The following is a 16,721-nucleotide window of genomic DNA, read 5'->3' on the forward strand; positions in this document are numbered from 1 at the left end:
TTGAAAAAATCGCATGAATCGTAAGGGAAAAAATCAAAGCGCTTTTAATTAAAAGTTTTCAAAGCGTTCGGTTTTCCCCTTTCCCGGATAATGCTATAATTGAGAAGATTGAGAAAGAAAGGATGTTTAAAATCATGTCATCCAAAAGTGAATTACTTGAACGCATGAACCCACGGCAAAAAGAAGCCGTTATGCATACGGAAGGACCGTTGCTGCTGATGGCAGGTGCAGGAAGCGGGAAGACCCGTGTCCTAACCCACCGAATCGCCTATTTAATAGAAGAAAAAAATGTGAATCCATGGAATATTTTAGCCATCACATTTACGAATAAAGCGGCGCGTGAAATGAAGGAACGGGTCAGTCAACTATTAGGATCGGGGGGAGAAGACGTTTGGGTTTCAACCTTCCACTCGATGTGTGTCAGAATCTTGCGCAGGGACGTTGATCGTATCGGCTATTCGAAGAATTTTACCATCATTGACTCTTCTGAGCAAAATACACTGATGAAACGGGTATTAAAAGAATTGAATATCGATCCCAAAAAATATGATCCTCGTTCTATTTTGGGAACGATCTCTCATGCAAAGAACGAGCTGTTGACACCTGAAGCTTACCAAGCCATGGAAGGTAGTCTATTTGAGCAGATCGTAGGTCGTTGTTATGAAAAATATCAAAAAGAGCTGCGAAACAATCAATGCATGGACTTCGATGATTTAATCATGAATACGATCCGCCTCTTCCAAGACAATGAAGATGCGCTGCAACTTTATCAACGGAAATTCCACTATATCCATGTCGATGAATACCAAGATACCAATCACGCCCAATACACGCTGGTCAATTTATTGGCCGCTCGTTTTCGAAATCTTTGTGTTGTTGGGGATGCGGACCAAAGTATTTACGGTTGGCGTGGTGCCAACATGCAAAATATTTTAGACTTTGAAAAGGACTATCCAGATGCCGCAACGATTTTGTTAGAGCAAAACTATCGTTCAACGCAAACAATTTTAAATGCGGCAAACCAAGTAATCAAAAATAACCGCAACCGTCCAGATAAAAATCTGTGGACAGAAAATCGTGATGGGGAAAAGATCACTTATTATCGCGGGGATAGTGAACGAGATGAAGCGCGATTTATCGTCAGTGAAATGCAAAAACAAATTGCAGAAAAGAACCGTAAATTCGGTGATTTTGCGATATTGTATCGGACCAATGCCCAGTCACGGATCATTGAAGAAATGCTTTTAAAAGCCAACGTTCCTTATACGATGGTCGGCGGCAGAAAATTCTATGACCGCAAAGAAATCCGTGATATTTTGGCCTATTTATCGGCGATCGCCAATCCGCGAGATTCCATCAGCTTAGAGCGTATTATCAATGTACCAAAACGTGGGATCGGTGCGACATCCGTCGAGAAACTACGAGCGTTTGCGAATCTTCATGAATGGTCATTGTTAGAAGCAGCCATGAACGTCGAGTTAGCGAATATTTCTGGAAAGGCTGGCAAAGAATTAGGAAGCTTTGGGATGATGATGGATGGCTTTGCCCAGATGGTTCCTTACCTATCAGTAACCGAACTGACAAAAGAAATATTAGAAAAAACGGGTTATCGTCAAGAGTTAGTCAACCAGAATAATTTAGAAGCACAAGCTAGACTTGAAAACTTGGAAGAATTTTTATCGGTTACCCAAGAATTCGACAAACGATTTGAGGCGCAAAACGAAGACGATGCAGATGCACCAGATGAGAAGTTGAGTGTTTTCTTAAATGACTTAGCTTTATTGTCAGACGTCGATAGTTATGAAGAAGAAAGTAGTCAAGTGACTTTGATGACCTTGCATGCTGCAAAAGGACTAGAGTTTCCAGTGGTATTTTTGATTGGGTTGGAAGAAAATATCTTCCCGCTTTCTCGTGCCTTAATGGAAGAAAGCGAGCTCGAAGAAGAACGGCGCCTTGCTTACGTGGGAATCACTCGTGCCGAGGAAGAGCTCTTTATGACCAACGCTTTTTCCAGAACATTATACGGTCGTACCCAATACAATCGTCCGTCTCGGTTTATCGAAGAGATCGAACAAGATCTGCTGCAATCATTAGGCGAGCGTTCACAGCCGAAAGCTGCTGCACCGTTTCAACCAAAAGTGTTCAAACCGAGCTATACACAACCGCGTCAAACGATCGTCGCTTCTAAACAACAGACTTCTGCAGCTGGTAATACTTGGCAAGTAGGCGAGAAAGTACAACATAAAAAATGGGGAATCGGTACCGTCGTTCGGACGACTGGCAGCGCGCAAGATGTTGAATTAGATGTGGCGTTCCCACAACAAGGCGTCAAACGATTGTTGGCGGCCTTTGCGCCGATTGAAAAAGTTGAAAAATAAGGAGGATATTAGGATGGATGTCCCTTCAAAAGAAATACAATCACGAGCAGAAGAGCTGCGCACACAATTAAATCAGTATGCTTACGAATACTATGTAAAAGATCAGCCTTCCGTGGAAGATTATCTCTATGATCAGCTGTATGCAGAACTGGTTGAAATTGAAACCAATTATCCGCAGCTAGTAACCGAAGACTCACCCACCCAACGAGTAGGCGGTATCATTTTACCTGGCTTTGAAAAGGTCACGCATGATATTCCGCTGTATAGCCTGAACGATGTCTTTGACAAAGAAGGAATCGTAGCTTTTGATGCCCGTGTTCAAAAAGCACTGGGGAAAGCGGTAGATTATGTCTGCGAGTTAAAGATCGATGGATTGTCAATTTCCTTGAAATATGAAGAAGGGCGCTTTGTTCGGGGAGCAACTCGAGGAGATGGTACAGTAGGTGAAAACATTACAGAAAACCTAAAGACCGTCAAATCGATTCCACTGAAATTAAAAGAACCGATCTCGTTGGAAGTTCGCGGCGAATGCTATATGCCAAAGGCTTCGTTTTTGAAATTGAATCAACAGCGAGAAGAAGAAGGGGCGGAAGTTTTTGCCAATCCTAGAAACGCAGCGGCTGGAAGCTTGCGACAATTAGACACACGGATCGCAGCCCAAAGAAACTTAAGCACCTTCTTGTACACACTAGCTGACTTTGGACCAATTGAAGCCAATGATCAATTTTCAGCATTGAATGAACTGGATCAATTAGGCTTTCGTACAAATCACGAACGCAGAGTGTGTCACACCATCGATGAGGTTTGGGCATATATCGAAGAGTTTCATGACAAGCGCAGTGAGCTTCCCTATGAGATTGACGGCGTAGTCATCAAAGTCAATAATTTCAAAGATCAAGATGCGCTAGGCTTTACCGTAAAAGCACCCCGATGGGCGGCGGCATATAAGTTTCCACCGGAAGAAGCGGAAACAGTGATCGAAACGATCGAATGGACCGTGGGACGGACGGGTGTTGTGACACCGACCGCTGTGATGACCCCTGTTCGTGTTGCTGGAACGACGGTCAGCCGTGCCAGTCTCCATAATGTAGATTTCATTAAAATGAAAGACATCCGCATTGGCGATTCGGTCATCATCTATAAGGCGGGGGACATTATTCCAGAGGTTGCGAAAGTCTTGGAAGAAAAACGCACAGAAGCAAGTCAACCCTTTGAATCGCCTACACATTGTCCCGAATGTGGGAGTGAGCTGATCCATTTAGATGAAGAAGTTGCCTTGCGTTGTATCAATCCAAAGTGTCCAGCACAGATCAAAGAAGGACTCAGCCATTTCGTTTCACGGAATGCTATGAACATTGACGGTTTAGGGCCCCGTGTTTTAGAGCAAATGTTCGATAAATCCTTAGTTAAAGATGTGGCCGACTTGTACTTTTTAACAGAAGAACAATTGTTGACCCTTGATAAAATCAAAGAGAAATCAGCCAATAACCTGTTGCGGGCGATTCATCAAAGTAAAGGAAATTCGGTTGAACGTTTGATTTTTGGGCTAGGCATCCGTCATGTCGGTGCGAAAGCGGCTCGGATTTTAGCAGAACATTTCGGTGATCTGCGGGCGCTCAGCAAAGCCAAGGAAGAAGAAATCATTTCGCTAGAAGCTATCGGCGCAACGATTGCTGAAAGTGTCGTCACGTATTTTGACAATCAAGAAGTTCACGACCTGTTAGATGAACTTGAAAGAGCGGGTGTCAACTTTGCTTATTTGGGGCTTAGAAATGAACAGTTGGAAGACGTCGAATCACCATTTAAAGAGAAAACCGTCGTTTTAACAGGAAAATTAAGTCACTTCACTCGTGAAGAAGCCAAGGAACGAATTGAAAATCTCGGTGGGAAGGTAACAGGCAGTGTATCGAAAAAGACCGATATCGTTGTTGCTGGGGAAGAGGCTGGCAGCAAGCTGACCAAAGCACAATCCCTAGGTGTCACCGTTTGGGATGAAGCTCAAATGGTGGCTGCGATCGAAGGCAGTCATTCGGCAGATCAATAACCTTTAAGCATTGTCACAGACGAGAAGCAGTTGTTTTTTCTTGTCTAATTGAAATCATTTCTTCCCTGCACTATGAGGAAAGAAATGATTTCTGCTTTTATTTACAATTATATTTGATAATTTTCAAATTCTATTTCATGATTTGTTAAAAAAATGATACAATACATTGGAAAAACGTAAACGTAGATTACGGATACGAGAAAGAGGAGGATTTTATGGCGATCAGCGAAGAACAAGTCAAACACGTTGCCAAACTAGCAAAACTTTCATTCTCAGACGATGAATTACATGAGTTTACCTCTCAGCTAGGGAAAATTATTGATATGGTTGAAACACTTGAAGAAGTGGACACCACAGGAGTACCATTCACATCGAATGTCGCAGAAACGATTAACGTGATGCGTGAAGATGTAACGACCGGCGGCTGGGACCGTGATGAATTAATGAAAAATGTTCCAGAATCCGAAGAAGGCTTCATCAAAGTGCCTGCAATCATTGATAATGGGGAGGCGGGTGCCTAATGACTGAATTATATAAAAAAAGCTTAGAAGAATTACACAGCTTATTAGTGTCAAAGGAAATTACTGCGACAGACTTAACGAGCGAAACCTTTGCTCGCATTAAAGAAACAGAGCCGAAAGTCGATGCGTTTCTAGCGTTGAATGAAGAAAAAGCGCAGGAATTGGCACAAGCCATCGATCAAAAAGGCATCACTGAAAGCAATGTGTTGGCGGGAATTCCAATTGGAATCAAAGACAACATCGTTACCAAAGATTTGCGGACAACAGCTGCTTCAAAAATCTTAGGTAATTTTGATCCAATTTACGATGCGACCGTTATGGACAAAGTTTACCAAGCGGACATGATTCCAGTTGGTAAGTTAAATATGGATGAATTTGCCATGGGCGCAAGTACCGAAACGTCGTTCTTTAAGAAAACGAAAAACGCTTGGGACGAAACAAAAGTACCTGGTGGTTCATCAGGTGGCTCGGCAGCTGCCGTTGCAGCTGGACAAGTCCCCCTCTCATTAGGTAGCGATACGGGTGGTTCGATTCGTCAACCAGCAGCTTTCAATGGTATCGTCGGGATGAAGCCAACCTACGGACGGGTTTCTCGTTTTGGTCTGATCGCGTTTGCATCATCTTTAGATCAAATTGGTCCGATGACGCGTGGTGTGAAAGACAATGCCTTTGCATTAAATGCCATCAGTGGGTTTGATGCGAAAGATAGTACGTCAGCAGGCGCTGCTGTTCCTGATTTTACAGCAGGTTTGACGGGTGATATCAAAGGTATGAAAGTCGCTTTGCCTAAAGAATACTTAGGTGAAGGGATCCAAGCAGGCGTTCGAGAAGCAATCTTAAAAGCAGCGGACACTTTCCGTGCGTTAGGAGCGACTGTGGAAGAAGTCAGCTTGCCACACTCAAAATACGGGGTAGCCGTTTACTATATCATCGCTTCTTCTGAAGCAAGTTCTAATTTGCAACGTTTTGACGGTATTCGTTACGGTTTCCGTTCAGAAAATGTCAGCAATCTAGAAGATGTCTATGTCAATTCTCGCAGTGAAGGATTCGGGGAAGAAGTAAAACGCCGGATCATGTTAGGTACGTTTTCACTAAGTGCTGGCTACTACGATGCCTACTTCAAAAAAGCCGGTCAAGTACGGACGTTGATCAAACAAGATTTCGATAAGGTCTTCAGCCAATACGACTTGATCATTGGCCCAGCTTCCCCAACGGTAGCATTTGGTATTGGAGAAAACATCAATGATCCGATCACCATGTACTTGAATGATATTTTAACCATTCCTGTGAACTTAGCAGGACTGCCAGGGATGTCGATCCCAGCAGGTTTTTCTGAAGGACTGCCAGTCGGCTTGCAGATCATTGGGAAACATTTTGATGAAGCAACCATGTATAAAGCGGCTTATGCCTTTGAACAAGCAACTGATTTCCACACGAAAAAACCAGTGATTTTAGGAGGGGATAAGGCATGAACTTCGAAACAGTCATTGGGCTTGAAGTCCACGTAGAATTAAAAACAGAATCAAAGATTTTTTCTCCAGCACCTGCTCACTTTGGCGCTGAACCAAATAGCAACACGAATGTGATCGACTGGGGCTATCCAGGTGTTTTACCAGTAATGAACAAAGCGGCTATCGAATTTGGGATGAAAGCTGCGCTTGCGCTGAATTGTGAAATCTCAAAAGAAACGCATTTCGACCGCAAAAACTATTTCTATCCCGACAATCCAAAAGCGTATCAAATTTCGCAATTCGATCAACCGATCGGTCATGATGGGTGGATCGAGATCGAAGTGGAAGGCAAAAAGAAAAAGATTCGCATCGAGCGAGTTCATTTGGAAGAAGATGCTGGGAAAAACATGCACGGCAAAGGCGGTTATTCTTATGTTGATCTAAATCGTCAAGGAACTCCTTTGATCGAGATCGTTTCCGAAGCGGATATGCGTTCACCAGAAGAAGCATATGCGTATCTAGAAGCGTTACGTTCAATCATCTTGTTTACAGAAGTATCCGATGTGAAGATGGAAGAAGGTTCCATGCGTTGTGATGCGAATATTTCGTTGCGACCTTACGGCCAAGAACAATTCGGAACAAAAACAGAACTGAAAAACTTAAACTCTATGTCCTTCGTGAAAAAAGGGTTGGCATTTGAAGAAAAACGCCAAGCCAAAGTATTGCTTTCTGGAGGCGAGATCCAACAAGAAACTCGACGTTTTGATGAAGCAACCAGCAAAACCTTATTGATGCGTGTCAAAGAAGGTTCTTCTGATTATCGTTACTTCCCAGAACCAGATATCCCACGGTTTGTGATCGATGATGAATGGATCGAACGTGTACGTCAAAGCTTGCCAGAAATGCCGCAAAAACGTCGTGCCCGTTACATCTCTGAATTGGGCTTACCAGAATATGATGCAATGGTCTTGACTTTATCAAAAGAAATGTCCGATTTCTTTGAAAAAACCATCGATGCTGGTGCTGATCCTAAACAAGCTTCTAACTGGTTGATGGGTGAAGTTTCAGCGTATCTGAACAGCGAGAAATTGGAACTGCCAGAAACGAAATTAACCCCAGACAATTTAGCGGGAATGATTCGTTTGATCGCCGATGGCACGATCAGTTCGAAGATTGCGAAAAAAGTCTTCAAAGAGCTGATCACAAACGGCGGCGACGCTGAAGAAGTCGTAAAAGCCAAAGGATTGATCCAATTATCAGATCCTGCACAATTACTACCAATGATTAATGAAGTATTAGATAATAACCAACAATCCGTCGATGACTTCAAAAACGGAAAAGACCGCGCAGTCGGTTTCTTAGTTGGTCAAATCATGAAAGCAACCAAAGGACAAGCGAATCCAGGCGTTGTGAACAAGCTGTTGCAAGAAGAACTAGCAAAGCGATAAGAGGCAAGCGATGAAAAGAGCAAGAGTAATCTACAACCCGACATCTGGGAAAGAATTGATTCGAAAAAACTTAGCAGATATTTTAGATGTTTTGGAAACTGGCGGTTATGAGGCGAGTGCATTTGCCACGACCGCTGCGCCATTTTCCGCTCGTGATGAAGCAAGAAGAGCCGGCGAAGCTGGTTTTGATTTGGTGGTAGCTGCCGGTGGGGATGGCACGATCAATGAAGTCGTCAATGGGATCGCTCCTTTAGACAAGCGACCAAAAATGGCGATCATTCCTGGAGGCACGACCAATGACTACGCACGAGCGCTAAAGATTCCCCGTACGGATATCAAAGCAGCTGCGGAAGTGATTTTGAAGCAGCAGACAGTGAAAATGGATGTCGGAAAAACACCCAACACGTATTTTATCAACATTGCTGCTGGTGGGCACTTAACGGAATTGACCTACGATGTTCCTTCTGAACTGAAAAGTGTTTTTGGCTACTTAGCTTATCTAGCAAAAGGAGCGGAATTACTCCCTCGTGTCAAACCAATCAAAATGCATCTAAAGTATGAAGACGGAGAATACATTGGCGGAGCATCGATGTTCTTTTTAGGGCTGACGAATTCAGTGGGGGGCTTTGAACAGATTGCGCCTGATGCAAAGCTTGACGATGGGAAATTTTCGTTGATCATTGTCAAAACGGCCAATATTTTTGAGATCGTCCACTTAGTTGCTTTAATGATGAATGGTGGAAAACACATCAACGATCGTCGTCTGATTTATACGAAAACATCTTTTCTTGAAGTAGACGCACCAGAACAGGTCAATCGTTTAATGATCAACCTTGATGGCGAATACGGCGGAGATGCTCCTATGCGCTTTGAAAACCTACACAATCATATTGAGTTTTTTGCAAATGTCGATCAAATCCCTGACGATGCGGTCGTTGGTGAGCAAAATTATCAAGAGATGAGCGAAGGTTTTATTAAAGAAGTCGAACGTCTTTCCGATGAGGACATCAATGGGGATGGCAAGATCGGCGACGAAACAAAGTAAACGATTTTTCTTTTCATGCGAGTTGAAAGAACAGGGACTTTTGGACCTGTTCTTTTTTTAAAACGAAATTGTGGAAAAGCAGGCACCGATTTTTTTGCGAATACTTGATAGAATAGCTTTTCTTAAATTTTAGTAAAGGTCGTTTTTTATAAAGTGTTTCACGATTTGCCTTTGTTTCACGAGATCGGGCGCGGATCATATAAATAAAACGAATAAAATTTCCAAAACACGAATGATAATCATCAAAAAGCGAACTTTTCGAATATATGCTCATTAAAGTTCGTTATTTCCGTATTTCTATCCAATCTATGGATGCAAAAGCGAATAAGAATATGCTATAATGGTGAAACGAAGAAATGGGGGGACCGGAATGGAGCAAATCGATTCTACAAAAGCGCTTGATCTGCTGAGAGATGACGCAGAACGAATCAAAAAGCTGATCCGAAACCAAGAAAATAGTTTATGTATCGCACAATGCAAAGCATTTGAAGAAGTGGTTGATACCCAGATGTATGGTCTATCACGACAAGTGGCATTTGCGATCCGCTTGGGGATCGTTGATAATCAAACAGGGCAGCAATTGATGGCGGATCTTGAAAAAGATTTGAACCAATTGTATAGCGAGGTCTACGAGGACCAGCGGACACCTGACATCGGCAAGGAGGCATAAACTTGCCAGAGAAAGTAAAGAAAAGACATTTATTAGATTATAGTATTTTATTACCATATATTGTTATGTGTGTCACGGGCTTGATGATGGTTTATAGTTCCACATCTTATGTTGCGATGACCGCCACACAACCGACGACAGCTGCTTCTTACGTCATCAATCAAGCGATTTTCTGGTTGTTGAGTCTAGTAGCGATCACTGTCATGTATAAAATGAAAACGGATGTTTTTCGGAACAAAAAATTTGTCCAGATCGCTATGATCGTCATCTTGTTTTTATTGATCGCAGCCTTCTTTTTCCCAAGAAGAAACGGGGCCCATGGTTGGTTAACGATTGCGGGCTTTTCTATTCAACCAGCAGAGTATTTAAAATTTATTGTGATTTGGTTTTTATCGGTGACGCTATCTTATCGTCAAAAAGGCATCCAACAAGAGTTTTGGAAAACGGTTTGGCGTCCAATCGGAATCGTTTTCGTCTACACCGGGATCATGGCCTTTTATCCCGACTTAGGGAATGCTGTAATCGTTATGTTGCTGGCTTTTGTCGTGTTATTATCTAGTGGCCTGAATTACCTGTATACCTTGATATTAGGGGTGGCAGGAATTGTAGGTAGTACATTGATCGTCTTCTTAGTAAATCTAACTGGTGGTAAGCTTTTACCCGACTATGTCTTTAGTCGCTTTTCATCCTTTTTGAACCCGTTTGCTGATGAATACAATACAGGTCATCAAATGGTTAATGGGTATTACGCAATGTTCAACGGTGGGCTGTTCGGGCGCGGGCTTGGAAATAGTATCCAAAAACGTGGCTTCTTAAACGAAGCGCACACCGATTATATATTTTCGATCGTTATGGAAGAATTAGGGCTGATTCCATCGATCATCATTTTAGGTGTTTTGTTCTATATGGTGGGACGGATCTTTCTTGTCGGTATTCGTTCAAGAGATCCCTTTAATTCCATGATGTGTATAGGGATAGGGACATTATTTATGTCTCAGATTTTTATCAATTTAGGTGGAATCACTGGTTTGATCCCATTGACGGGAATCACGTTCCCATTTCTAAGTCAAGGTGGATCAAGCTTGCTGATGCTATCGATTTGTATCGGTTTTGTGTTAAATATCAGTGCCGAAGAAAAGAGGAAACAGGTTTATTTGAATTATTGATCAATTGAATGGAGTGGATTAGATGAAGAAAATTCTTGTTGCCAATCGTGGAGAAATCGCGATCCGTGTCTTCCGCGCATGTGCGGAACTTGGGATCAAAACTGTCGGAATTTATGCTGCGGAGGATGAATACTCCGTCCATCGCTTTAAAGCAGACGAAGCGTATTTAGTGGGGAAAGGCAAACGTCCGATCGATGCGTATTTAGACATTGAAGATATCATTCGCACGGCGAAAAAGGCCGGTGCCGAAGGAATCCATCCTGGATACGGCTTTTTATCAGAAAATCTGGGATTTGCTCAACGCTGTGAAGAAGAAGGTTTGATTTTCATCGGACCATCCACCCATCATTTAGATATTTTTGGCGACAAGATCAAAGCAAAAGCAGCAGCGATCGAGGCAGGGATTCAATCGATTCCTGGCTCTGACGGTCCAGTTGCATCGATCGATGACGTTTTAGCTTTTGCAAACGAACATGATTATCCAATCATGATCAAAGCAGCCCTTGGGGGCGGTGGGCGAGGCATGCGTGTCGCTCATGATGAAAAAGAAGCAAGAGACGGCTACGAACGTGCCAAAAGTGAAGCCAAAGCGGCATTTGGTAGCGATGAAGTCTACGTTGAAAAATACATTAGTAATCCAAAACATATTGAAGTCCAAATTTTAGGAGATACGCACGGAAACGTCGTTCACTTATTTGAACGTGATTGCTCGGTTCAGCGCCGCCACCAAAAAGTAGTCGAGGTGGCACCTTGTGTGTCAATGACTGATGAACAACGGGAAAAAATATGCCAAGCAGCCGTTCAACTAATGAAGCATGTCGGCTATATCAATGCTGGAACCGTGGAATTTTTAGTAGAGGGCGACAAATTCTACTTTATCGAAGTAAACCCACGGGTCCAAGTGGAACATACGATCACTGAAATGATCACCAATTTAGACATCGTGACGACACAAATTTTGATTGCACAAGGCAAAGACTTGCATAAAGAAATCGGAATTCCTGAACAAAAAGACATTCGCTTTGAGGGTGTTGCGATCCAATGTCGCGTGACGACAGAAGATCCAGCGAATAATTTTATGCCAGATACTGGTAAGATCGATACCTACCGCTCTCCAGGTGGATTTGGGGTTCGTTTAGATGTCGGAAATGCTTATGCCGGTGCAGTGGTAACCCCTTATTTCGACTCGCTACTTGTAAAAGTCTGTACGCATGCTGCTTCGTTCGACCAAGCAATTCAAAAAATGATGCGCTGTCTGAAAGAATTCCGAGTACGTGGTGTAAAAACAAACATTCTCTTTATGCGTAATGTTGTTTCTCATCCAGCCTTTCGTTCAGGTGAAGCCAAAACCACCTTTATCGACAATACGCCAGAACTATTCAATTTCCCTCGGATTCGTGACCGTGGAAACAAAACCATGAAGTATATCGGTGAAATCACGATTAATGGATTCCCGGGAATCGAAAAACAAAAGAAACCTTTCTACAATGAACCACGGATGCCACAACACATCCAAGCAACGCCTGATTTTGTCAGCGCCAAAAATATCTTAGATACGAAAGGTGCCGAGGGTGTCGTTGAATGGATCGGTCAACAAAAGAATGTCTTACTGACGGATACAACCTTCCGAGATGCCCATCAAAGTTTGTTGGCAACTCGTGTAAGAACCCATGACTTTAAGAAAATTGCCGCGATGACGGAAGCTGGTCTACCACAATTGTTCTCAAGTGAAATGTGGGGTGGGGCAACCTTTGACGTTGCGTACCGTTTCTTAACAGAAGATCCATGGGAAAGATTGCGGATGTTCAGGAAAAAAATGCCGAATACACTCTTACAAATGTTGTTTAGAGGCTCCAACGCTGTCGGGTATTCCAATTATCCTGACAATGTGTTGGAAGAATTCATCAAAGAATCTGCGGCACAAGGAATCGATGTATTCCGAATCTTTGATAGTTTGAACTGGGTCCCACAAATGGAGAAAAGTATCCAAGCCGTTCGTGATACGGGGAAAATTGCAGAAGCGACGATTTGTTATACAGGGGATATCAATGATCCATCCCGCCAAAAATATTCGGTACAATATTACAAAGATATGGCAAAAGAATTGCAAAATCTTGGTGCCCATATTATTGCGATCAAGGATATGGCTGGATTATTAAAACCGCAAGCGGCTTATCGTTTGATCAGTGAGTTAAAAGATACGATCGATGTACCGATCCATCTGCACACGCATGATACCAGCGGGAATGGGATTATCACTTACTCAGCAGCTACTAAAGCTGGCGTTGATATCGTGGATGTCGCTATGTCAGCTATCAGTGGCGCAACGAGTCAGCCAAGTATGAGTAGTTTGTATTATGCTCTTTTAAACGGCGAGCGTTGCCCAGAGATCAATGTGGATAATATCCAACAATTGAATCACTATTGGGAAGATGTCCGTATGTACTACCATTCCTTTGAAAATGGCTTGAACGCCCCTCAAACGGAAGTGTACAAGCATGAGATGCCAGGAGGACAATATACCAATCTCCAGCAGCAAGCCAAAGCCGTTGGTTTAGGCGAAAAATGGGATGAAATCAAAGAAATGTATCATGAAGTCAATATGATGTTTGGAGACATCGTGAAAGTGACACCTTCTTCGAAAGTCGTGGGCGATATGGCGCTCTTCATGGTACAAAATGGCTTGTCAGAAAAAGATATTTTTGAAAAAGGCGATACATTGAGTTTCCCAGAATCAGTGATCACCTTCTTCCAAGGCGAGTTAGGTCAGCCAGTCGGTGGTTTCCCGAAAGAATTGCAACGCATTATCTTAAAAGGACGTCCAGCCTTTACGGAACGTCCAGGAGTCTTTGCCAAACCAGTTGATTTTGCCGAAGTGAAACAAGAACTAGCTGAAAAAATCGGCTATGAACCAAAACACGAAGAAGTCTTGAGCTACTTGATGTATCCGCAAGTCTTCCTTGATTATCGAAAAGCGTATGAGCAGTTTGCCGATGTAAAAGTCCTTGATACACCAACCTTCTTTAATGGTATGCGCTTAGGCGAAACGATCAATGTCGAATTAGAAAAAGGCAAAATCTTGATCATTCGTCTCGATGAAATCGGTGAACCAGATATCGAAGGCAATCGGACCCTCTTCTTTAACTTAAACGGTCAACGACGAGAAATCGTTGTGAAAGATAGTTCGATCATCAGTTCTGTTCAAACAAAACGCAAAGCAGAGCCAACGAACAAAGAACAAATCGGTGCCTCCATGAGTGGTTCAGTTTTAGAAGTATTAGTCAAAAAAGGTGACCGAGTGGCACGTGGACAGACATTGATGGTCACTGAAGCGATGAAGATGGAAACTTCCGTCGAAGCTCGCTTCTCTGGTGTAGTTGAGCATGTTTACGTAACCGATGGGGAACCAATCCAGTCAGGAGACCTTCTGATTGAAGTCAAAGAAAAATAAGGAGTCGATCAGCAGATGAAGCGAAGGGGATTATTATTTTGCGGCTTATTTGTCCTAGCCCTGATAATCGTGTATTTGCAGCCAGTATTCATGCAAAACGCTTCAGATTCAAGAATGACGATCGAAAACCCAATCAAAGCACCAACGACCATGAATTACGAACCAATCGCAGCCCAAGGATTAGCTGAATTGATTGGGGAGCCTGTTTCTGATTTTGAAGAAATCTACGGGCTTCCAGTTCAAACGTATCGCTCGGGCTACGAGTTTGAAATTCGGGTCTACAATCAATTAGACGATCAGCAATATGTTGAGATCAATACTGATGGTGAGAGTGTGCAGGCAATCAAAGTGATCGGCGCCGGGGGATCTTCCCTAGCGCCCTTTGCAATGGGCATGACCTTGACTGACTTGACTGAGCTGACCATGATTTATCCAAATTTTACCTTGACACAAAATGATCGCACCATCAGTTTTGAATTGATGGAAGAAGATATGAACTACCGACCCTTAGTAGCGTTTGATAATGGGACATTTGCTGTTTTATTCTTTGATCAAGAGACGGCTCAACTGCAGGCGATCACTTATTTGGATCAGACGACCCTGCTTAAGTTAGCGCCCTATCCCTTGACAGAAGGAGAACGACCGCTGTTTCAAGTTTCGCAAACGATTGACCAAGCACAAGCTGATCTTGAAAAAGAGACGTTAGCCTTTGTCATTATTGATAAGCTTCGTAATCAAATCGGTTTAGAAAGCTTTGTACAAGATACCCAGACGCATCAAGATGCGGTCGGACTTTTAGCGAATTTGACGAATAATCTATCGGATCATTTGACCTCTCAACGCATCCATTCCTATCAACGTGCTCTTTCTTCGGAAAAAACGAGTAATTTTGTTTTGACGAACGATGAGTGGCAGGAGTTATTAGCAGCGAAGGAGTTAGAGGCTTCTGCTTCGATTTTTGAAGCGCCTGTCTATGATCCAACCTTTACTATTTTATCTTGGTTCAGTAACCCAAGATTTACTGAACGTTTGACCCATGAACAATCAGAAAAGATAGGAATTGCTTTTTCTGAAGCAAATATGGTAGTCTTAGTGCAAGAAGATGTAGAAGGGACCGAGGATAGTACATCAGATGATTTACGATGAAGCCTTTTTCGAGATTGAAGATCAAATCGATTCACTTGTAACGGCAATCAAAGCGAGTGAAACGTGTAGAAACTATCAAATAGCGAAACAAACCATGCATCAAGATCCTGTTGCTCAGGAATTGATGCGAACGTTTTTAGAAAAAAAGCTGGATTTTGAAAGAATTGAAGCGTACGGCGCATATGCCCCTGATTTCAAAGAGAAAAAGCGTGCGATGCGCACAGCTAAGCGACAGCTGGATCTCAATGAGCAAGTGAGCGAGTACCGCTGGAGTGAAACGCAGCTGCAGCGTTTGCTGGATGAACTGACCGTAGCGATTTCTACGTGTTTTTCACCAACTGTCAAAGTGGATGCTGGAAGTCCTTTTTTTCAATCAAAATCAAGTTGTGGAGGAAATTGTCATGCACGAGGATAAAACGCCTTTTACGATGCAGAAGCGTCGAGGATTGATCGTATGGGTCTACAGCCTACGTCAACTAAAAAATTTGCGTCGTTTTGGCTTCGTTCATTATGTGTCACGCAAAATGAAATACGTGGTCATGTATTTGAACGAAGAAGAATACGAAAGCAAAAAAACAAAAATCGAGCAGTTTCACTTTGTTCGACAAGTTGAAGCTTCCTATCGACCAGATGTCGAAATGGATTTTGCTGAAAAAATTGGTACATCAGCAGCCTATCCAGTGAAAGATGAAGGGTTTGATATCGAAGAAAAAAATACGATGATTCGATTGGCAGAAAACGTGTAATAGAAAAGTGGGGGTGCCTTGAGTCACCGCCATTTTTTTATTGCTATTTATAGAAACAGTGCTATATTTGTATTTACGAAGATCTTGGAGGGAAAAACGCATGCGTGTAGTAGCCGGAGAATATGGTGGCCGCAGATTAAAAAGTCTTGCTGGAGATAACACTCGCCCCACGACAGACAAAGTAAAAGGGGCGATCTTTAACATGTTAGGGCAATATTTAGATGGAGGAGTTGTACTGGATCTGTTTAGTGGGAGCGGGGGCTTAGCGATCGAAGCGGTCTCTCGTGGTGCGGAGCATGCCGTTTGTGTCGACCGTAGTTTTCTAGCTATCAAAGTGATCCGTGAAAATATTGGAATAACCAAAGAACCAGAAAAGTTCACGGTACTAAAAATGGATGCCAATCAAGCCTTACGCCAGTTTGCAGCTGAGGGACAAAGTTTTGACTATCTATTTTTAGATCCACCTTACGCAAAGCAAGAGATCCTGCAACAGCTAGAAGCTATGCTGAAGGATGAATTGATTCGTCCGTTTGCTTATGTGGTTTGCGAAACAGATAAGTCCATCGTCTTGCCAGAAAAGATTGGTTCTTTGCATTTGATGCGCGCCCAAACCTATGGCATATCTGCGGTGACGATCTATAGAAATGAGGGATAA

Annotated in this window: 13 protein-coding genes; all 13 read left to right on the forward strand. The window is 42.8% G+C overall.

What is annotated here, in order from left to right:
- Nucleotides 1-134 precede the first annotated feature (134 nt).
- The gene (gene pcrA, locus QN079_RS07250; RefSeq protein WP_289230601.1) at nucleotides 135-2,378 is read left to right on the forward strand and encodes a DNA helicase PcrA; all 2,244 of its coding nucleotides are present in this window, start codon (nucleotides 135-137) and stop codon (nucleotides 2,376-2,378) included.
- A 13-nt stretch (nucleotides 2,379-2,391) separates the two neighbouring features.
- Complete coding sequence (ligA, locus tag QN079_RS07255; RefSeq protein WP_081117063.1) at nucleotides 2,392-4,422, forward strand: NAD-dependent DNA ligase LigA; 2,031 nt, start codon at nucleotides 2,392-2,394, stop codon at nucleotides 4,420-4,422.
- A gap of 215 nt (nucleotides 4,423-4,637) precedes the next feature.
- Nucleotides 4,638-4,943: an Asp-tRNA(Asn)/Glu-tRNA(Gln) amidotransferase subunit GatC gene (gene gatC / locus QN079_RS07260; RefSeq protein WP_005225977.1), complete on the forward strand. Its 306-nt coding sequence runs from the start codon at nucleotides 4,638-4,640 to the stop codon at nucleotides 4,941-4,943.
- Nucleotides 4,943-6,415: an Asp-tRNA(Asn)/Glu-tRNA(Gln) amidotransferase subunit GatA gene (gene gatA / locus QN079_RS07265; RefSeq protein ID WP_010748184.1), complete on the forward strand. Its 1,473-nt coding sequence runs from the start codon at nucleotides 4,943-4,945 to the stop codon at nucleotides 6,413-6,415. The genes gatC and gatA overlap by 1 nt, the downstream gene beginning before the upstream one ends.
- Nucleotides 6,412-7,842, forward strand: a complete 1,431-nt coding sequence (gene gatB, locus QN079_RS07270; protein ID WP_005225979.1) for an Asp-tRNA(Asn)/Glu-tRNA(Gln) amidotransferase subunit GatB — start codon at nucleotides 6,412-6,414, stop codon at nucleotides 7,840-7,842. The genes gatA and gatB overlap by 4 nt, the downstream gene beginning before the upstream one ends.
- A 10-nt stretch (nucleotides 7,843-7,852) precedes the next feature.
- Entirely contained in the window at nucleotides 7,853-8,887 is a 1,035-nt protein-coding gene (locus QN079_RS07275) for a diacylglycerol kinase (protein ID WP_074933991.1), read from the forward strand.
- A 370-nt stretch (nucleotides 8,888-9,257) separates the two neighbouring features.
- Nucleotides 9,258-9,557 carry an Fpa/YlaN family protein gene (locus QN079_RS07280; protein WP_010748186.1) on the forward strand — a complete coding sequence of 100 codons (300 nt, stop codon included), beginning with the start codon at nucleotides 9,258-9,260 and terminating at the stop codon, nucleotides 9,555-9,557.
- A gap of 2 nt (nucleotides 9,558-9,559) precedes the next feature.
- On the forward strand, nucleotides 9,560-10,723 hold the full coding sequence (locus QN079_RS07285; RefSeq protein ID WP_289230602.1) for an FtsW/RodA/SpoVE family cell cycle protein: 1,164 nt from the start codon (nucleotides 9,560-9,562) through the stop codon (nucleotides 10,721-10,723).
- A gap of 22 nt (nucleotides 10,724-10,745) precedes the next feature.
- Complete coding sequence (locus QN079_RS07290; RefSeq protein WP_289230603.1) at nucleotides 10,746-14,174, forward strand: pyruvate carboxylase; 3,429 nt, start codon at nucleotides 10,746-10,748, stop codon at nucleotides 14,172-14,174.
- Nucleotides 14,175-14,189: 15 nt separating this feature from the next.
- On the forward strand, nucleotides 14,190-15,320 hold the full coding sequence (locus tag QN079_RS07295; RefSeq protein WP_289230604.1) for a CAP-associated domain-containing protein: 1,131 nt from the start codon (nucleotides 14,190-14,192) through the stop codon (nucleotides 15,318-15,320).
- Nucleotides 15,307-15,735, forward strand: a complete 429-nt coding sequence (locus tag QN079_RS07300; protein WP_005225985.1) for a YlbF/YmcA family competence regulator — start codon at nucleotides 15,307-15,309, stop codon at nucleotides 15,733-15,735. The genes QN079_RS07295 and QN079_RS07300 overlap by 14 nt, the downstream gene beginning before the upstream one ends.
- Nucleotides 15,722-16,066, forward strand: coding sequence for a YlbG family protein (locus tag QN079_RS07305; protein WP_005225986.1), 345 nt, complete (start codon nucleotides 15,722-15,724; stop codon nucleotides 16,064-16,066). Before QN079_RS07300 ends, QN079_RS07305 begins: the two co-directional genes overlap by 14 nt.
- A 100-nt stretch (nucleotides 16,067-16,166) precedes the next feature.
- Nucleotides 16,167-16,721 (forward strand): 16S rRNA (guanine(966)-N(2))-methyltransferase RsmD, encoded by a 555-nt coding sequence (gene rsmD / locus QN079_RS07310; RefSeq protein ID WP_289230605.1) that lies wholly within the window; start codon nucleotides 16,167-16,169, stop codon nucleotides 16,719-16,721.

Origin of the sequence: Enterococcus sp. FZMF, from assembly GCF_030263915.1 — a bacterium.
GTDB classification, from domain to species: Bacteria; Bacillota; Bacilli; order Lactobacillales; family Enterococcaceae; genus Enterococcus_D; species Enterococcus_D casseliflavus.